Genomic DNA, 19,410 nt, shown 5'->3' on the forward strand with positions numbered 1-19,410 from the left:
GGCCGGCAGTGCGATAATCCCGGCATGAGCGAATCTCCCTACAAGTCAGGCACCACCCATTTCGGCTTCCGTGACGTCGCCGCCAAGGACAAGCAGAAGCTGGTCGGCGAGGTGTTCACCTCGGTCGCCGGCAACTACGACCTGATGAACGACCTGATGAGCCTGGGCATCCACCGGGCCTGGAAGCGCTATTTCGTCGCCACCGCGCAGGTCAAGCCGGGCGATCGCGTGCTCGACCTGGCCGGCGGCACCGGCGACATCGCCGCGCTGCTGAAGGACCGGGTCGGCGCCGACGGCGAGATCGTGCTGGGCGACATCAACGCCGGCATGCTGTCGGTGGGCCGCGACCGGCTGACCAACCGCGGCCTGGTCGCGGGCCTGGACTACGTGCAATGCAATGCCGAGGCGCTGCCGTTCCCGGACCAGAGCTTCGACCTGGTGACCATCGCCTTCGGTCTGCGCAACGTCACCGACAAGGATGCGGCGCTGCGCGAGATGTACCGCGTGCTGAAGGTCGGCGGGCAGGCGCGGGTGCTGGAGTTCTCCGAGGTCACCGCCGACTGGTTCAAGCCGCTCTACGACTTCCATTCGTTCAAGATCCTGCCGCGGCTGGGCCAGTTGTTCGCCAGGGATGCCGACAGCTACCAGTACCTGGCCGAGAGCATTCGCAAGCACCCGCCGCAGGACGCGCTGAAGGGCATGATGGCCGAGGCCGGCTTCGCCCGCAGCCACTACAAGAACCTGACCGGCGGCATCGTCGCGATCCATTCGGGCTATAAGATCTGAGAGGCCGGGATTCGGGAATGGGGATTGGGGATTCGTAAGGAGCGGGCTGCTGCGCTTTGCGAATCCCCACTCCCGAATCCCCAATCCCGGCCTTCCGGTAAACTGCGGGTTTTCCCCGAACCGGTGCTGTCCGCCATGCGTTCCCCGTTCCTGTTGTTGTCCCTGGCCGCGGTCATCGCGACCGGGTGTTCCCGCGAGGCGCCCACCGAGGCCGCCGCTCCCGCCGCCGCCAAGCCCGCGCCCGCCGCCGCCGTGAAACCCGCCGACCGCAGCCACGACGAAAGTTCCTACGCCGATCCGTCCAAGGTCGTGATCAAGGATCTGGCGCTGGACCTGAAGCTGGATTTCGACAGCAAGCAGATCGGCGGCACCGCCACCTACACGCTGGACTGGAAGGACAAGAGCGCCAAGCAACTGGTGCTGGACACGCGCGAGCTGACCATCGAGAAGGTCCAGGGCGACGACGGCAAGGGCAACCCGGCGCCGCTGCAGTACGCGCTGGCGCCGGTGGACAAGATCTACGGCAGCAAGCTGACCATCGAGGCGCCGACCCAGCCGCAGAAGGTCACCATCGCCTACCACACCGCGCCGACCGCCTCGGGCCTGCAGTGGCTGGAGCCGTCGATGACCGAGGGCAAGAAGCTGCCCTTCATGTTCAGCCAGTCGCAGGCGATCCACGCGCGCTCGTGGGTGCCGCTGCAGGACACGCCGAGCGTGCGCTTCACCTATAGCGCGCATGTGACGTCGCGTCCGGACGTGATGGTGCTGATGAGCGCCGACAACGATCCCAAGACCGCGCGCGACGGCGACTACAGCTTCAAGATGCCGCAGCCCATCCCGTCCTACCTGCTGGCCATCGCCGCCGGCGACCTGGTGTTCAAGCCGATCTCGGCGCGCTCGGGCGTGTGGGCCGAGCCGGCCATGGCCGACAAGGCGGCCAAGGAGTTCGAGGACACCGAGAAGATGATCGTGGCCGCGGAAAACCTGTACGGCCCGTATCGCTGGGGCCGCTACGACATGCTGGTGCTGCCGCCGTCGTTCCCGTTCGGCGGCATGGAGAACCCGCGCCTGACCTTCGCCACCCCGACCGTGATCGTCGGCGACAAGTCGCTGGTGTCGCTGATCGCGCACGAACTGGCGCATAGCTGGTCCGGCAACCTGGTGACCAACGCCAGCTGGAAGGACATCTGGCTCAACGAAGGCTTCACCACCTACGTGCAGGCGCGCATCACCGAGGCGCTGTACGGCGCCGAAGCGGCGGAGATGGAGCGCGAGATCGACCAGACCGATCTGCTCGCCGAACTGAAGGGCATGAGCCCGGCGGACCAGGCGCTGGCGCTGCCGGCGCTGACCGAGCGCGATCCGGACGATGCTTTGAGCCAGGTCGCCTACGTCAAGGGCGCGTGGTTCCTGCAGTTCCTGGAGCAGCGCTTCGGCCGCGCCACCTTCGATCCGTTCCTGCGCGGCTGGTTCGACGACCACGCGTTCCAGAGCGCCAACACCGACCAGTTCGTGGACTACCTCAAGAAGAACCTGCTGGCCAAGAAGCCCGGTGCGGTGAGCGAGGCGGAACTGCACGCGTGGCTGGACGAGCCGGGCATTCCGGCCTTCGCGCAGAAGGCGCGTTCGCGCAACTTCGCGATGGTCGATACTGCGCGCATCGCCTGGGTCGGCAGCGGCACCTTGCCGGGCAAGCAGGTCACCGACGCCTGGAGCACGCAGGAGTGGACGCGCTTCCTGAGCGGCCTGGGCGAGACGCTCAAGCCCGAGCAGCTCAAGCAACTGGATGCGGCCTACCACTTCACCGGTACCGCCAACGGCGAGATCGCGATGCGCTGGTATCCGCTGGCGATCCGCAGCGGCTATGCCGAGGCGCGTCCGGCCGCCGGCGAGTTCATCGCCCGCGTCGGTCGTCGCAAGCTGATCCTGCCGATCTACGCCGAACTGGTGAAGACGCCGGACGGCCTGGCCTTCGCCAAGCAGGTGTTCGCCCAGGCCAAGCCCGGCTACCACCCGATCACCACGGTGTCGGTGGAGGACATGCTGGCCAAGGCCGACAAGGGCGCCGCCGCGCACTGAGTCGGCACGCCAAGCGTGACACCCCCAGCGGGAGCGGCGTTGGCGAGCCGCTCCCGCGTTCGTTCTGGCGTGCCCCTGAGGCGCATCGCACCTGATGCCGAATGCGCCGTCCGCGCGGGGCTTGGCGCCGGCTGCGGCCGCATGCGAAGGTAGCGGCATGGCACGCCACAGGTTTCCTTCTCTTCCATGATGCTGCTCGTCGCGTTGCTGCTGGCGGTGCTGGCCGCGAGCCTGTTGCTGGTCCTGCTGCTGTGCGCGCTGTTCGCGCTGCGCCGCGATCCGTTCCTGCTGGTGCGCCTGGAAGGCCGGCGCCTGCGCCTCGGTAGCGGCCTGCAGCGCCTCCAGGCGCAGGTCGCGGGACATCGTTGGACCTACCTGCATCGCGCCGCGGCCGACCCCGCCGCACCGGCGCTGTTGCTGGTGCACGGCTTCACCGGCAGCAAGGAGAACTGGCTGCCGCTGGCGCGCGCGCTCGGCGAGCGCTATCACCTGTTCATTCCCGACCTGCCCGGCTGGGCCGAGAGCCAGCGTATCGACGGCGCCGACTACGGCTTCGTCGCGCAGGCCGAGCGCGTGGCCGCGTTCGCCGCGCAATGTGTGCGCCATGCCGATCGCGCGTGCGTGCTGATCGGGCATTCGATGGGCGGCGGCATCGCCGCGCTCGCCGCTGCGCGTCATCCCGAGCTGTTCGACCGCGTCGGCCTGCTCAATGCCGCCGGCGTGCGCTTCGCCGACAACGCGTTCGGCCAGGCGGTGCTGGACGGCGCCAATCCGTTCGCGGTGGAGGACGCCGACGCGCTGCGTCGCTACATCGACACCGTGTTCCTGCTGGAGCCGAGCAAGCCGCGGATCCCGTCCTGGGCGGTGTCGACGATCGTCGCCTGGCGCCGCCGCGAGGCCGGCTTCGAGCAGCAGGTGCTGGCGCGGATCGGACGCAGCGAGGAGGCCTTCCTGCCGTTCGAGGAGGCCGCGCGCATCCGCCAGCCGGCGCTGCTGCTGAACAGCGCGCAGGACCAGGTGATCGACGCCAGCGCGCTCGGGCTGTACGCGCAGCAGGTGCCGCAGGCGCTGCAGGTGCTGCTCGACGGCAGCGGCCACATGTCCATCGTCGAGAAGCCGGCCGAGGTGGCGCAGGCGATCGAGACGCTGATCCAACGAGGAGTCCCCCGATGAAACGCATTCTGCTCGGCGCGCTGTGCGCCGTCGCCCTGGCCGGTTGCGGCGACCGCGAGGCCGAACGCAAGGCGCAGGCCGCGGCCGAGGCGCAGGCCAGGCAACAGGCCGCCGACGATCTGGCCAAGCAATACGACGCCGCGGTGAAATCCGGCAACTGGGACCTGGCGCGCATCCATGGCGCGGCGCTGCTGGAGCAGTACCCGGGCTCGGACGCGGCCACGCGCATCGAATCCAGCTATGCCGAAGTCAAGGCCAAGGGCGAGGCGGCGCGCGAGCTGCGGCGCATGCAGGCCGCCTGGGAGTATTCGCAGGTGCCCGCCGGCAAGGGCACGCAGCGCTCGGCGATGCTGTACAGCCGCGACAAGGTCGATGTGGATGGCAGCGGTCCCAAGCCGGTGCAACTGGTGTTCCGCGATCACCCGGAGTGGAAGCGCAGCGCCTATCTGGTGCTGCAGGCCGGCGATTTCCGCTGCGCCGGCGGCTGCAAGGTGCAGCTCAAGGCCGACGACGCGGCGCCGCGCGCGGCCGCGGCGTGGCGCCCGAACACCGACGAGGCGATCGCGATGTTCATCAGCGACGACAAGGCGCTGTGGAAGCTGGCGCGCAAGACCAAGGTGTTGCAGATCGAGTTTCCGGTGAAGGCGGGCGGCACCCGTACGGCGGTGTTCGAGACCGGTGGACTGGACGGGTCGCAGATGCCGGGATGGGACTGAGCACGCTGGGCGAGGGCGGTGCCGCGCGCGCCGCGGCGTTGCGCGGGGTGCGCCACTGGGTGTTCGACATGGACGGCACGCTGACCTGTGCGGTGCACGATTTCGCGTTGATCCGTCGCGCGCTGGGGATTCCGGAACAGGCCGACATCCTGGAGCATCTGGCGGCGTTGCCGGTGGAGCAGGCGGCGGCCAAGCATGCGTGGCTGTTCGAGCACGAGCGGGCGCTGGCGTTGCAGGCGGTCGCTGCGCCTGGCGCGGTGGCGTTGTTGCGTGCGCTGCGTGGGGCTGGCTGCACGTTGGGAGTGCTGACCCGCAATGCGCAGGAATTGGCGCGGGTGACCTTGCGCGAGATCGGGGTGGAGCATCTGTTCGAGGACGCCAGCATCCTTGGTCGCGACGAGGCGCCGCCGAAGCCGCATCCTGGTGGTCTGCAGCAGTTGGCTGCGCGTTGGGGTGTGGCGTCGCGTTCGCTGGTCATGCTCGGCGATCACGAATACGACCTGCAGTGCGGGCGCCATGCCGGTGCGACGACGGTGTTGCTGCACGCGGACAATCCCTGGCCGGCGTTGGCTGATTTGCATTTCGCCGATTGCGCGGCGCTGCTGGCGTGGTGGCAGGACGCGGCTGAGTAGTGTGGCTTCTCTGTAGGAGCGGCTTCAGCCGCGACAGATAGTTGATGCAGCCTGTCGCGGCTGAAGCCGCTCCTACAGTTTCCTCTCGATCCGACACGCAAAACCTAAAGCAACAGCAAAGCTTTCGCCTTACGGCGAGTCACTTTTCTTTGCTTGTGCAAAGAAAAGTAACCAAAAGAAGCGCTTCACCACAGCCGAAGGCTGGTCAAGCACACCCTGCCTGTGCGCGCTCCGGGTCCGCGAATAGGGCGGGATTCGCGGAAGGGGCATCCTGCCCCTGCCGCGAACGGCGCACATCCATGTGCGCCGCCCCTGCGGGGTTTTTCCCACTCTATTCGCCGCTACGGAAGGGAACCCGGAAAATCCAAAGCAATAGCAACAGCCACAGCAGCAGCCACAACCATGGCCACAGCCAGAGCCACGGCCAGAGCCACGGCCAGAGCCACGGCCAGAGCCAGAGCTACGGCCAGACCCACGGTCGGGGGCGTACCGCGGTCGGATGAGACCGACGCTCCAAGAGAAGAGGCGCCGATGTGCCGATCTCGGCCAGCCGAGCGCACCGCTGCGCTGATCGCGATACAGGTCCGTGGCACAAAGTGTGGCGATATCGATACAGCGCCGCCGCTGGACGGGGCCGCGCTGGTGTCCCGTGGGCCGGCGATGCCTGTCCTGGCGGCGATGCCGCGCTGCAGCAGGGCGCTGGCACGTGGGTTGCTCGTTCTTCTCGCGATGTTCCCGCATCCCGCCGCGCCGCATCGGCCGACGGCAAGCGCCACGGCACTCAACGAGGGGAGTAGAACGATGCACAGTCATCCATGTCGTACCCGCACCTGGACGCTGCTCGCGCTGGCCACCGCGCTGGTGCTGGCCGGGTGCAAGAAGCAGGAAGAGGCCGCGGCGCCCGCCGCGCCCGCCGCGCAGCCATCGGCCGCGGCCGCTCCCGCGCCTGCCGCGGCGGCCGACACCGATAGCGAGTTCGCCAGCACCGCCAGCAACCCCGACAACTGGGGCGGCATCGGCCGCGACTTCGGCCTGACCCGGCATAGCCCGTTGGCCGAGATCAATCGCGACAACGTCAAGAATCTGAAGATGTCGTGGGAAATGAAGACCGACGCCACCCGCGGCCACGAAGGCCAGCCGCTGGTGATCGGCAACATCATGTACATGGTCAGCGCGTATCCGAACAACGTGTTCGCGATCGACCTGGCCGCGCAGGACGACGGCGGCAAGGTGCTGTGGAAGTACACCCCGCAGCAGGACGAGCGCTCGGTGGCGGTGGCGTGCTGCGACACGGTCAACCGCGGCGCGTCCTATGCCGACGGCAAGGTGGTGTTCGGCAGCCTCAGCGGCGATGTGATCGCGCTCGATGCCAAGACCGGCAAGGAAGTGTGGAAGCAGAAGCTCGCCTATCCGGAAAAGGGCGAGACCATCACCATGGCGCCGATCATCGCCGACGGCAAGGTCGTGGCCGGCATCAGCGGCAACGAGTTCGGCGTGCGCGGCCGCGTCGCCGCGTACGCGCTGGCCGACGGCAAGCAGGCCTGGTCGTGCGAGGCCACCGGCAGCGACAAGGACATCTGCCTGGGTCCGGATTTCAACAAGGCCAATCCGCAGCATGGCCAGCTCGGCGACCTCGGCGTGAAGACCTTCCCCGAGGAGGGCTGGAAGCGCGGCGGCGGCGCGGCGTGGGGCTGGTACAGCTACGACCCGAAACTGAAGCTGGTCTACTACGGCACCGGCAATCCCGGCCTGTGGAGCCCGTCGTACCGCTGCGGCAAGACCACGCAGAAGGAGTGCGATACCGGCGAGTACGACAACAAGTGGTCGATGACCCTGTTCGCGCGCAAGATCGATACCGGCGAAGCGGTGTGGGGCTACCAGAAGACGCCGTTCGACCAGTGGGACTACGACGGCATCAACGAGCCGATCCTGGTCGACCTGACCATCGACGGCAAGCAGGTGCCGTCCGTGGTGCAGTTCGACCGCAACGGTTTCGCCTATGTGCTCGATCGTCGCGACGGCACCCTGCTGCGCGCGCACAAGTTCGTGCCGGCCAACTGGGCCGAGCGCATCGACATGAAGACCGGGCGTCCGGTCAAGGTCGCCGCGCATTCGCCGTTGGAGCGCGGCAAGAAGGTCGAGGCGTTCCCGTCGGCGATGGGCGGCAAGGACCAGCAGCCGTGCTCGGTGGATCCGGCCAATTCGGCGGTGTTCTTCTGCGGCACCAACAACTGGCACATGGAACTGGAACCGCAGGAACGCGGCAACACCATGATGGGCCTGCCGTACGTGTTCGCCAACGTGATGATGAAGCCCAACGAGCCCGGCGCGCTGGGCATCGTCAAGGCGTTCGACGTGGTCGAAGGCAAGTCCAAGTGGGAGATCAAGGAGAAGTTCCCGGTGTGGAGCGGCACCCTGGTCACCGACGGCGGGCTGGTGTTCTACGGCACGCTCGACGGCTGGTTCCGCGCGGTCGACAAGGACACCGGCAAGAAGCTGTGGGAGACCAAGCTGCCGTCGGGCATCATCGGCAATCCGATCGCCTACAAGGCCAACGGCCACCAGTACGTGGCGGTGTTCTCCGGCATCGGCGGCTGGATCGGCCTGCCGGTCGCCGGCGGCCTGGATCCGGGCGATCCGTACGGCGCGCTCGGTGCCGCGGGCCTGGCCTTCAGCAACGGCTTCGACAAGATCCCGTTGGGCGGCATGGTGCATACGTTCCGCATCGACGGCGCCGGCAAGACCATCACCGCCAGCGCGACCGCCACCGCGGCGACCGGCGGTGGTGCTGCGGCCGCCGCGGCCAAGACCGCGCGATGAGCCGGCGGCCACGCGTCCACGGTGCGGGCGAACGCCGGACGGCGTTCGCTGCGCGGCGACTGTCCGTGGGCGCGCGTGCCGTGCTGCTGTTTTGCAGCCTCGGACTCGTCGCCGCAGGTTGCACGCGCGAGCCGTCGTCCGCGACGGCTCGCGTTCCTGAAGCGGCTTCCAGTGCGGCCGCCAAGCCCGCCGCGGCCACGCCCGCGACCGCACTCGCCGCCGATGCGCCGGTGCTGCGGGTCTGCGCCGACCCGGGCAACATGCCGTTGTCCAACCGCGCCGGCGAAGGCTTCCAGAACAAGATCGCGCAGGTCCTCGCCGAGGCGATGGGCCGGCGCCTGCAATACGAATGGCGCACCTACTACCAACGCGGGTTGGCGCGCAGCACCATCAACGCCGGCAAGTGCGACGTGCTGATGGACATGAACAGCGATTTCGAGATGGGCCTGCCCACGCAACCGCTGTACCGCTCCACCTATGTGCTGGTGACCCGCAAGGGCCTGGCGCTGCAGCCGGCCTCGCTGGACGATCCGGCGCTGAAGAAACTCAGGATCGGCGTGTTCCAGAGTTCGCCGGCGCGGCAGGCGCTGTTCGACCATGGCGTGTCCGGCGACGTGCAATACCTGTTCTACGATTCGGCGACTTCGCCGCAGGACCATCCGGGCAAGCTCGCCGAGCGCGTCGCCGGCGGCCAGCTCGACGCCGCCGAATCCTGGGGTCCGGTCGCCGGCTACTACGCCGCGCGTGGCGGACTGGGCGTGGTGCCGCTGAACGTCATCGACGACGAGGTGCTGGAGTATTCGATGGCGTGGGCGGTGTCGCGCAAGAACGCCGCGCTGCGCGATGCGTTGAACGCGGCGATGCAGCGCAGCGCCGGCAAGATCGGCGCGATCCTGCGCGATTACCACGTGCCGCTGGTGGCCTGCGCCGACTGCATCGTCAACGGCGAGCTGCGTTCGCACGGCAGCTACGACACGCCGACCGACGATGTCACCACGCCGAGCGCGCAGGCCTCCTCGGAGATGCTGGCGCAGTTGCAGTTGCGTATCGCCGGTGGCGCCGACCCCAACCAGGAACTGGCGCATGCGCTGGACGCCGGAGATGGCGTGCGCGTGGCCTGGTTGCTGCGCCACGGCGCCAGCGCCGACCGGCCCAACCTGCTGGGCGAGCCGCCGCTGCATCAGGCGATCCGCAACCAGGCGCCGGTGCTGGTCGGCGAGCTGCTGGCCGCGGGCGCCAACGTGGAAACCCGCGACGGCAACGGGTGGACGCCGCTGATGAAGGCCGCGTGGTCCAACGATGCGCAGAGCCTGGCACAGCTGCTGGCGCGCCGCGCCAAGGTCGATGCGGTGTCCAGGGATGGCTGGACCGCGCTGGACCTGGCGATCTCCTACGCCGATGTCGATCTGGTGCAGGCGCTGCTCGGCGCCGGCGCCGACGTGCGCCGCGCCAATCCGGCCGGCTTCACCCCGGTGATGTTCGCGGTGGCGCGCAACGACCCGAAGATGCTCGACGCGCTGTTGGCGCACGGCGCCGCGGCCGACCGGCCCAACCGCGCCGGGATCACCCCGCTGATGCTGGCGGCTGCGGCCGGCCGCGACGAGGCCACCCGTCGCCTGCTCGCCGCCGGCGCCGACGCCCGCACCCGTGATCCGGAGGGCAAGACGCCGGCGGCGCTGGCGCAACAGCGTGGCGACGCGCCGCTGGCGCAACTGCTGACGGAGGCCGAACACCGCCGCACGCAATGACCGCCGTATCGCTCCACGCAGGCCGCACCCGCGGCCTTCCCCACAGACCGTCCCGCAAAGGTTGTTTTCCCATGCGCAATGTCGTCGTCCGCTCCGGTGCCGTCCCGAATCTGCTGCAACTGTTCCTGCTCGCGTTGACCTTGACCCTGGCCGCCTGCGGCAAGGATGCGCCGCCGTCCACGCCCGCCGCCGCGCCGGCCCCCGCCGCGCCCGCGCCCACGGCACCTACCGCACCAGCGCCAAGCGCCGCCCCGGCGGCCGCGCCCGCCGCTGCTGCCGCGACGCCGCCGGCGGCCGCGGTCACCCCGATCCCGAAAGGCCCGCCGGTGAAGGTGACCCCGGAGCTGGCCGCCGAAGGCAAGAAGATCTTCCTGTCCGCCGGCTGCAGCGCCTGCCACGGCGGCACCGGTGGCGGTGGCATGTGCCCGCCGCTGACCAACGATATCTGGGTCTACGGTCACGACGACGACACCCTGCGCGCGTTGATCAACGAAGGCACCGCCGGCATGGCCGCGCACGGCAAGACCCGTATCGGCCACGAAAAGGTGGTGGGGCAGATGCCACCGTTCGCGCCGGTGCTCAAGGAGGGCGACACCGAGAAGCTGCTGGCCTTCATCCACTCGATCAACAAGACCGCGGGCGCCGCTCCATGAGGCCAGGCGCGCGCTCCAGGCTCGGTGGCGCGGCGCTGGCGCTGGCGCTGGCCGTGGTGGGCTGCCAGCGTGCGCCTGCACCGGCGCCGACCGACGCCGCGGACCCTGGCGCAGGCGCGCAACCCAAGCCGGCCGCGGCGGCGTCGCCGGCGTTGGCCTATGTGCCGAACCAGCGCAGCGGCACCATCTCGGTGATCGACACCGACAAGGACGTGGTGTTGCGCACGTTGTCCGCGCAGGGCCAGCTCGGCACGCGCCTGCAGCAGGTGCTGCCCGGGCCGAGCGGGCACCTGTACGTGATCGACGCGCAGGGCCACCGGCTGCTGGAGCTGGACACGGTGCAGGATCGGATCCTGCGCAGCGTGGACATCGGCGAGAACGCCGAGGGCATCGCCGCGTCGCCGGGCGGCGACCAGTTCGCGGTGTGCGTGGAAGGGCAGAACCAGGTGATGCTGATCGATCCGGCCAGCTTCGCGATCGGCGCGCGCATCGCCACCCAGGGGCAGGCGCCGGAACACTGCGTGTACAGCCCGGACGGCGCGCTGCTGCTGACCAGCAACGAAGGCTCCGACGATCTCGACGTGATCGACCTGAAGGCGGGCAAGTCCGTCGGCGTCATCGCCACCAGCGGCCATCCGCGCGGCCTGGCGTTCGCGCCGGACGGCAACACCGCCTACGTGGCGCAGGAAGGGGTCGGCGTGGTGGACGTGGTGGATCTGGTCGCGCGCCGGCGCGTGGCCAGCATCCCGGCCGGGCAACGCACCGCCGGCATCGCCATCGCGCGCGACGGCAGCCGCGTGTATGCCTCCAATGGCGGCGCCGGCACGGTCAGCGTGATCGATCCGGCCGCGCGCAGCACGCTGGCCGAGATCCCGGTCGGGCAGCGACCCTGGAACCCGGCGCTCACCGCCGATGGCAAGAAGCTGTACGTGGCCAATGGCCGCTCCAACAGCGTGAGCGTCATCGACACGACCACGATGAAGGAGATCAAGCAGATCGCGGTGGGCGAGTTGCCCTGGGGAGTGGTCATCGCGCAGTGAAGCCGGGCGCGCATGCAGCGCGGCCGCAGGAGGGGAGGGGCGAATGAAGACGCGAGCCGCGGTCGCCTGGGCGGCGAACCAGCCGCTGGCCATCGAGGAAGTGGACCTGCAGCCGCCCAAGCCCGGCGAGGTGCTGGTGCGCATGGTCGCCAGCGGCGTCTGCCACAGCGACGCCGGAACCCTGTCCGGCGCCGATCCCGATGCCGTGTTCCCGGTGATCCTGGGCCAGGAGGGCGCCGGCGTGGTCGAGGAGGTCGGGATCGGCGTGAGCAGCGTGCGGCCCGGCGACCACGTCATCCCGCTGTACATGCCCGAATGCGGCGTGTGCAAGTTCTGCCGCTCCGGCCGCACCAACCTCTGCCAGGCGATCCGCGCCAGCCAGGACCGCGGGCTGATGCCCGACGGCAGCAGCCGCTTCTCGCTGCGCGGGCGGCCGATCCTGCACTACATGGGCACCAGCACCTTCGCCGAGTACACCGTGCTGCCGGAGATCGCGGTGGCCAGGATCCATCCGGCCGCGCCGCTGGACAAGGTGTGCCTGCTCGGCTGCACCGTCACCACCGGCATCGGCGCGGTGCTCAACACTGCGCGGGTGCGCCCGGGCGACAGCGTAGCGGTGTTCGGGCTCGGCGGCATCGGGCTGTCGGTGGTGCAAGGCGCGGTGATGGCGCGCGCCGGACGCATCATCGTGGTCGACATCAACCGCGACAAGTTCGAGCTGGCGCGCGCGCTCGGCGCCACCGATTGCCTGGACCCCAAGGACTTCGGCGCGCCGGTGCAGCAGGTGATCGTCGACCTGACCGACGGCGGCGCCGATTACAGTTTCGAATGCGTCGGCGACGTGCGCGCGATGCGCGCGGCGCTGGAGTGCTGCCACAAGGGCTGGGGCGAGAGCATCATCCTGGGCGTGGCGCCGAGCGCGCAGGAGATCAGCACGCGGCCGCTGCAACTGGTCACCGGCCGCGCCTGGCGCGGCAGCGCGTTCGGTGGGGTCAAGGGGCGCAGCGAGCTGCCGGCCTATGCCGAGCGCTACCTGGCCGGCGAAATCCACATCGATGCGCTGATCAGCGAGACGCTGCCGCTGCAGGACATCAATCTCGCCTTCGACGCGATCCGCGCGGGCCGGGGCATCAAGTCGGTCGTTCTCTACTGACAACAAGGAGCAGGCATGGCAAGCAGAGAAGGAAGCATCGTTCCGCGGACCAGCCCACTGGTGTTGGCCATCGTCGGCGCCATGGCCCTGGCGCCGACCCAGGCCCGCGCGCAGGCCACCGTCAATGCCGACGATGCGCAGGTCACCGCATTGGACCGGGTCGAGGTCACCGCCACGCCGATCCCCGGCACCCTGATCGACGCCGACCACCTGCCGTACACGGTGCAGACCGCCAATGCCGACGACCTCGCGCGCAGCCAGGCCGGCAACCTCAGCGACTTCCTGCTGCGGCGGATGAACGGCGTGGACACCAACGAGGTGCAGGGCAGTCCGTTCCAGACCGACCTCACCTTCCGTGGCTTCCGCGCCTCGGCGTTGCCTGGCGCGTCGCAGGGCGTGTCGGTGTACCTGGACGGGGTGCGCATGAACGAGCCGTTCGCCGACATCGTCAGTTGGGACATGATGCCGGAGGCGGCGATCCGCAGCGTCGCGCTGATGCCCGGCTCCAATCCGCTGTTCGGCCCCAACACGCTCGGCGGCGCGTTGGCGTTCACCACCCAGTCGGGCCTGACCGCGCCCGGCCTGCGCGCGGACCTGTCGTTCGGCAGCGGCGCGCGCAAGCGCCTGGACGCGTCCTACGGCTATGCCGGGCGCGATGGCATGCATGCCTTCGTCGCGGTCACCGGCTTCGACGAGAACGGCTGGCGCGACGCGTCGGCAGGCCGCCTCGGCACCGTGTTCGGCAAGGTCGGGCGGCAGGGCGAGGACACCGACTGGGACGTGTCGCTGCTGCACGGGCGCAGCCGCCTGATCGGCAACGGCCTGCTGCCCAGCGGCCGCTACACCGACGAGGGCGTCGCGCCGGGCCTTTACGAGGCCGATCGCAGGGCGGTCTATACCTCGCCGGACCTGACCCGCAACCGCAACACGCTGCTGACCGCGCAGTTCGACCATCGGTTCGATCCCGACACCGCGCTGCATCTGCTGGCCTACTACCGCGAGGGTCGCCGCAACACGGTCAACGGCGACATCAACGAGGACTACGAGGAATTCGTCGAGAACTGCGCCGACGGCTATGCCGCCGACGGCACGCCGCTGGACGACGACTGCGCGGTCGCGCGCGGCGACGCCGATGCGCTGCACAGCGGCGTACTCAACACCACGCAGATGCGCCAGCACGCGGAGGGTGTCGCCTTGAACTTCAGCCGCCAGGCCGGCGCGCACGCACTGAGCCTGGGCGCCACCTACGACCGCAACCGGGTGCGCTACCGGCAGTACGAGCAGGAGGCATTCGTGGAGGACGACCGCTCGGTGGTCGCCGATCCCGACGAGGAGCGCGAATTCTTCTCCGGCGTCGGTGGCCGTAGCAGCACGCTCGGCGTGTTCGTCGCCGACACCTGGGAAGTGAGCGAGGCCACGCACGTGACCGGCGCGCTGCGCTGGAACCGGGTCGCGGTGAGCAACGTGCTATCCACCGCCGAGGACGGCGCCCTGCCACGTGAGCGTTTCGTGTTCGCCAAGGCCAATCCGTCGCTGGGCATCACCCAGCGCCTGGGGGGCGGCTTCACCGCCTTCGCCTCGGTCTCGCAGAACAGCCGCGCGCCGACCGCGATCGAACTGGGGTGCGCCGATCCGGAGCAACCGTGCCGGCTGCCGACCGGATTGCAGGCCGATCCGCGGCTGGAGCAGATCGTCTCGCGCACCTACGAAGTGGGCCTGCGCTGGAACCCGTCGCCGGAGCAGGCGTTCAACGCTTCGCTGTACCGTGCCGACAATCGCGACGACATCCTGTTCCTGCGCGCGCCCAACACCCAGTTGGGTTACTTCGACAACGTCGACCGCACCCGCTACCAGGGCGCGGACCTGAGCTACCGCGGCAGCCGCGGCGCATGGCGCTGGTTCGCCGGCTACAGCTACCTGGATGCCACCTATCGCAGCGACGGCGAACTGCAATCGGGCGAACGCAGCATCGATCTGCGCCCGGGCATGCGCATCGCCGGATTGCCGCGCAACACGCTGAAGCTGGGTGTGGAATGGCAGGCGCTGGCGCCGCTGACGATTGGCGCGGATCTGCGCGCGTTCTCGCGGCGCGTAGCCAGCGGCAATGAGGATGGCCTGGTCGAGAATGCCGAGGACGGCGAGGAGGCCGCGCGCCACGATCTGTCCACGGGCGGCTATGCGGTGGTCGACGTGCACGGCACCTGGCAGATCGCCGAGGGCCTGTCGGTGTACCTGCGGGTCAATAACCTGTTCGACCGCCGCTACGAGACCTATGCGGCGATCGCCGAGGATCTGTTCCCCGATGGCGCGCTGGCGCGCCCGCAGGACGCCGCCGTCGAGGACGGCCCCTCGCGCTTCGTCGCCCCCGGTGCGCCGCGGCAATATCAGGTCGGCTTGCGCTGGCGGTTCTAGCTGGATGGCGGTGGGGGCTTGGAAACGCGGGAGCGCGCCCGGCTTTGGTGGCAGTCGGGACTGAAGTCCCTGCCACAACAGCGATGCGGCGCGGATGCATCGTGACACCAGACACCGGCTCTTGTAGGAGCGGCTTCAGCCGCGACATCGAAGCCGGCAAGCATCCGGTGACGACGAAACGCGATCGGAAATGAAGATTTTCTTTCAGCCGATAGTGCGAATGAGCGCCGCCGTGGCACATCGGTGCTTTCGCGAACAACGCTGTCTGCTTTTCGAATCAATCTTGCTTATGCACCATGGCGGTTGCAGGCGTTCTGTCGCGGCTAAAGCCGCTCCTACAAACGCCGCTACACCGTTGTAGGAGCGGCTTTAGCCGCGACAGGCAAGCCGGAAGAGGATCGAGTTTCGGCAGCGGGGACTAAAGTTCCTCCCAAAACTGCAAGCGCAAACAAGCATCGCCACGGCAGGCGTCGACTTCTTTGTGGGAGCGGCTTCAGCCGCGACATCGAAGCCGGCGAGCCTGCGGTTGCGATGAAATGCGATCGGTAAATGAAGATTTTCCAGCCGATAGCGCGAACGAGCGCCGCCGCCGTGTATCAGCGCTTTCGCGAACGCCGCTTCCTGCTTTTCGAAGCGCTCATTGCCTGTGGATCATGGGTTTTGCCGACGTTCTGTCGCGGCTGAAGCCGCTCCTACAAATGCCATTGTGCGCTACATCGTCGCCAGACCGTGCTTGCGCAGCTTGCGGTACAGGGTGTTGCGGCTGATGCCGAGCGCGTCGGCGGTGCGGCTGACGTTCCAGCGGTGCCGTTCCAGTTGCTGCTGCAGCACGCGGCGCTCGGCGCTGTCCAGGGCGGCGCGGCCGGGCATGTCGTCGGCGGCGACCGCGTCGCCGTTGACCAGGCACGGCCCGCTGTCGGCATCGACGATCTCCTGCGGCAGGTTGGAGATGCGGATGACGCCGTCGGCGCACAGCACCGCGGCGGTGCGCAGCACGTTGCGCAACTGCCGCAGGTTGCCCGGCCAGGCGTAGCTGAGCAGCTTGTGCAGGGCGTCCTCGCTGATCCGCACGGCGCGCTCGCCGCTCTCCTCGCGCAGCAGGGTGCGGATCAGTTCGGCCTTGTCGCTGCGCTCGCGCAGCGGCGGCAGATGCAGCACCACGCCGTTGAGGCGGTAGTACAGGTCCTCGCGGAATTCGCCGGCTGCCACCATCTGCGCCAGGTCGCGATGGCTGGCGCTGATCACGTGCAGTTCCAGCGGCATCGCCCGATCGCTGCCTAGCGGGGTCACGCTCTGTTCCTCCAGCACGCGCAGCAGGCGCGTCTGCAACGGCAGCGGCATGTCGCCGATCTCGTCCAGGAACAGGGTGCCGCCACTGGCCTGCAGCAGCTTGCCGTGGCGCCCTTCGCGCGCGGCATCGGTGAAGGCGCCGCGCGCGTAGCCGAACAGTTCGCTTTCGATCAGCGCTTCCGGGATCGCCGCGCAGTTCACCGCCACGAACGGCCGCGCCGACCACGGCGAGCCGCGGTGCACCGCCTTGGCGAATTCCTCCTTGCCGGTGCCGGTGGCGCCGCACAGCAGGATCGAGACGCGGTGCGCGGCCAGCTTCAGGGCGTTGTCCAGGTTGTGGCGCATGCGCGGGTCCGAGCCGACATGCTCGCGCGCGTAGGCGGCCTCGCTGTCGCCGGCGGCGTTGCGCGGACGCGCGTCGGCGGCATGCCGCGGCGGTTGCGCCAGGGCGAAGAAGCGGCGCCCGTGGCAGGCGCAGCGGATCGACCACAGCGTGCTGGCGTCGTTGCGCGCGCGCTGCTCCACGGTGTCGAAGTCCAGTTGCATGATCTGCGAGATGTCGCGGCCGACCAGCAGGCCGCGCTGGCCCTTGCCGAGCTGCTCCAGCGCCGCTTCGTTGACCGCCAGCACGCAGCCGTCGTCGCCGATCGCCATCAGCGCCTCGTGCAGCAGGCCGGCGAATTCCGGGCGGCTGTGGAAGCGCAGGATCCACGCGTGCCGGTACTGTTCCAGGAAATACGACCGCGCGATCTGCGCCGCCGACATGCGCACCAGCGCGCTGGTATGGCGCTGCACCAGCTTGGTGTCGCGCGCATCCGGCGTGGAAGCGTCCAGCACCGCCAGCAACTCGCCGTGCGGGTCCAGGATCGGCGCGCCGCTGCACGACAGCGGCAGATGCCGGGCCAGGTAGTGTTCGCCGCGGTGCACGCCGAGCGCGCTGCGTTCCACCGCGCAGGTGCCGATGCCGTTGGTGCCCTGGTAGCGTTCGGCCCAGCTGGCGCCGCAGAACAGTCCGGTCTGGCGGAACTCGCGCAGCAGCGCCGGGTCCTGCACGCTGTGCAGCACGGTCGCCTCGGCGTCGGCCACCACCACCGCGTAGCCGCCGCCGGCGATCTGCTCGTAGAGGTTCTCCATCTCCACCTTGGCCAGGCGCAGCAGGTGCTCCAGCCGCTGCTGGCGTTCGCGCAGCCCGCTGCCGTCGTGCACCATCGGCGAGGGCGTGGCGTCCGGATTCAGCCCGTACTCGTCCAGGCAGCGCTGCCAGGAGCGCGCCAGCACCGGCGGCAGCGGTTCGATCTGGCGGAACCGGCGCATCCGCGCCAGCAAGGCGGACTCGGCCTCGGCGGCGGTTGGCGCCGCGGCCGCGGCCTGCGGGAGGTTGGCTACAGTCAACTCCGACACGTGCGCCCCTCGATCCGACCCCGGATCAGGGCGCCAGTGACGCACAATCGGGTGCTGGGCTCAAACCGCAGTGCAGCAAAGGCCGGGAGTGGGGAGTCGGGAGTGGGGAATGGTAAGAGCGGCTTGGCTGGCGCGGAGTCCGTTTCGCGCTGCGGTCAGAACAAAAAAGCCGGGATTGGGGGGCGGGAATGGGCAATGGTAAAAGCGGCTTGGCTGGTGCCGATTCCGTTCCGCGCTGTGGCCAAAACGAAAAAACCGCGCGATGCGCGGTTCTTCGTGGTCTCAGAATGCCGGGGTCCCGCTCTTACGATTCCCTACTCCCGATTCCCCAATCCCGGCTTCACAACGCATAACCGAACTGCTGCTTGAACTGGTCGTTGAATTCGTCGAAGTCGAAGCGCTGGTTCTGGGTGCCCGGGTGCTCGACCTTCAGGGCGCCCATCAGGTTGCCCATGCGGCCGATGGTTAGCCAGTCGCAGCCGCGCTCGATGCCGAAGATCAGGCCGGCGCGGAAGGCGTCGCCGCAGCCGGTCGGGTCGACCACGCGGCGCTCGTGCGCCGGCGGGATGTCGTAGGTCTTCTCGGGGGTATAGACCAACGCGCCTTTCGGACCCTGGGTGGTGATGTAGGCCTGCACCCGCGACACGATGTCCTGCTCGTTCCAGCCGGTGCGTTCCTGCAGCAGGTTGGACTCGTAGTCGTTGACCACCACGTAGTCGGCCTGCTCGATGAAGGTGCGCAGTTCCGGGCCGTTGAACAGCGGCATGGCCTGGCCGGGGTCGAAGATGAACGGGATGCCGCCCGCGGCGAACTCCTCGGCGTTCTGGATCATGCCCTCGCGCCCGTCCGGGCCGACCAGGCCCAGGGTCACGCCTGGCACGTCCCTGACGTGGTTCTCGTAGCTGCGCATCATCGCGCCCGGATGGAAGGCGGTGATCTGGTTGTTGTCGTGGTCGGTGGTGATGAACGCCTGCGGGGTGAACAGGTCCTCGATCACCTTGACCCGCGACAGGTCGATGCCGAGCGTCTCGAAATGCTCGCGGTACGGGCCGAAATCCTGGCCCACCGTGCCCATCGGGATCGGGTGGCCGCCGAGCAGGTGCAGGTTGTAGGCGATGTTGCCGGCGCAGCCGCCGAACTCGCGGCGCATCCGCGGCACCAGGAACGACACGTTCAGGATGTGCACCTTGTCCGGCAGGATGTGGTTCTTGAACTGGTCCGGGAACACCATGATGGTGTCGAAAGCGAGGGAACCACAGATCAGTGCGGACATCGGGCAGGCCTTGGCGGAGGGATGAGCCCGCATTCAGGCGGGCGAGGCGCGGGGTCGCCGCGGCGCAAAGGGTAACGGCTACGGCCGCGCAGGGCCACCGGTACGATGCGCGGCGGGGTCGCCCGAGGCGCGCAAGGCGTGGTTTTAGCGAGAATTTTCCTTGCCCGCACCCAGGTGGGTTGCTAGGCTAGCGGACTTCGTTTTCTGCCCATTTTTTCGCCATTCGGCGACGGC

The 19,410-nt window shown here is 68.9% G+C and carries 14 protein-coding genes; 12 read left to right on the plus strand and 2 right to left on the minus strand.

Annotation, left to right across the window (positions count from 1 at the left end; translation table 11 throughout):
- Positions 1-24: 24 nt before the first annotated feature.
- The 12 genes from ubiE (at position 25) to AB3X07_RS04045 (ending at position 15,896) form a co-directional block, all read left to right on the plus strand.
- The gene (gene ubiE, locus AB3X07_RS03990; protein ID WP_369942958.1) at positions 25-786 is read left to right on the plus strand and encodes a bifunctional demethylmenaquinone methyltransferase/2-methoxy-6-polyprenyl-1,4-benzoquinol methylase UbiE; all 762 of its coding nucleotides are present in this window, start codon (positions 25-27) and stop codon (positions 784-786) included.
- 135 nt (positions 787-921) lie between these two features.
- Positions 922-2,865 (plus strand): M1 family metallopeptidase, encoded by a 1,944-nt coding sequence (locus AB3X07_RS03995; protein ID WP_369942960.1) that lies wholly within the window; start codon positions 922-924, stop codon positions 2,863-2,865.
- A gap of 186 nt (positions 2,866-3,051) precedes the next feature.
- Positions 3,052-4,038 (plus strand): alpha/beta fold hydrolase, encoded by a 987-nt coding sequence (locus AB3X07_RS04000; protein WP_369942962.1) that lies wholly within the window; start codon positions 3,052-3,054, stop codon positions 4,036-4,038.
- Positions 4,035-4,754, plus strand: a complete 720-nt coding sequence (locus AB3X07_RS04005) for a hypothetical protein (RefSeq protein ID WP_369942964.1) — start codon at positions 4,035-4,037, stop codon at positions 4,752-4,754. The genes AB3X07_RS04000 and AB3X07_RS04005 overlap by 4 nt, the downstream gene beginning before the upstream one ends.
- Complete coding sequence (locus AB3X07_RS04010; RefSeq protein ID WP_369942966.1) at positions 4,745-5,386, plus strand: HAD family hydrolase; 642 nt, start codon at positions 4,745-4,747, stop codon at positions 5,384-5,386. The genes AB3X07_RS04005 and AB3X07_RS04010 overlap by 10 nt, the downstream gene beginning before the upstream one ends.
- A gap of 801 nt (positions 5,387-6,187) precedes the next feature.
- Positions 6,188-8,206, plus strand: a complete 2,019-nt coding sequence (locus AB3X07_RS04015; RefSeq protein WP_369942968.1) for a methanol/ethanol family PQQ-dependent dehydrogenase — start codon at positions 6,188-6,190, stop codon at positions 8,204-8,206.
- The gene (locus tag AB3X07_RS04020; protein ID WP_369942970.1) at positions 8,203-9,954 is read left to right on the plus strand and encodes a quinoprotein dehydrogenase-associated putative ABC transporter substrate-binding protein; all 1,752 of its coding nucleotides are present in this window, start codon (positions 8,203-8,205) and stop codon (positions 9,952-9,954) included. The genes AB3X07_RS04015 and AB3X07_RS04020 overlap by 4 nt, the downstream gene beginning before the upstream one ends.
- Positions 9,955-10,025: 71 nt before the next feature.
- Entirely contained in the window at positions 10,026-10,607 is a 582-nt protein-coding gene (locus AB3X07_RS04025) for a c-type cytochrome (RefSeq protein ID WP_369942971.1), read from the plus strand.
- Positions 10,604-11,647, plus strand: coding sequence for a beta-propeller fold lactonase family protein (locus AB3X07_RS04030; protein ID WP_369942973.1), 1,044 nt, complete (start codon positions 10,604-10,606; stop codon positions 11,645-11,647). The genes AB3X07_RS04025 and AB3X07_RS04030 overlap by 4 nt, the downstream gene beginning before the upstream one ends.
- Positions 11,648-11,690: 43 nt before the next feature.
- Positions 11,691-12,800, plus strand: a complete 1,110-nt coding sequence (locus AB3X07_RS04035; protein WP_369942975.1) for an S-(hydroxymethyl)glutathione dehydrogenase/class III alcohol dehydrogenase — start codon at positions 11,691-11,693, stop codon at positions 12,798-12,800.
- Positions 12,801-12,815: 15 nt separating this feature from the next.
- Positions 12,816-15,212, plus strand: coding sequence for a TonB-dependent receptor (locus AB3X07_RS04040; protein WP_369942977.1), 2,397 nt, complete (start codon positions 12,816-12,818; stop codon positions 15,210-15,212).
- A gap of 549 nt (positions 15,213-15,761) precedes the next feature.
- Complete coding sequence (locus AB3X07_RS04045) at positions 15,762-15,896, plus strand: hypothetical protein (protein ID WP_369942979.1); 135 nt, start codon at positions 15,762-15,764, stop codon at positions 15,894-15,896.
- A gap of 27 nt (positions 15,897-15,923) precedes the next feature.
- On the opposite strand, the gene AB3X07_RS04050 is transcribed toward AB3X07_RS04045, so the two are convergent.
- Positions 15,924-17,903, minus strand: coding sequence for a sigma-54-dependent Fis family transcriptional regulator (locus AB3X07_RS04050; RefSeq protein WP_369942981.1), 1,980 nt, complete (start codon positions 17,901-17,903; stop codon positions 15,924-15,926).
- A gap of 340 nt (positions 17,904-18,243) precedes the next feature.
- Complete coding sequence (locus AB3X07_RS04055) at positions 18,244-19,176, minus strand: carbohydrate kinase family protein (protein WP_369942983.1); 933 nt, start codon at positions 19,174-19,176, stop codon at positions 18,244-18,246.
- Between the last annotated feature and the right edge of the window lie 234 nt (positions 19,177-19,410).

The organism is Xanthomonas sp. DAR 35659, from assembly GCF_041242975.1.
GTDB lineage: Bacteria > Pseudomonadota > Gammaproteobacteria > Xanthomonadales > Xanthomonadaceae > Xanthomonas_A > Xanthomonas_A medicagonis.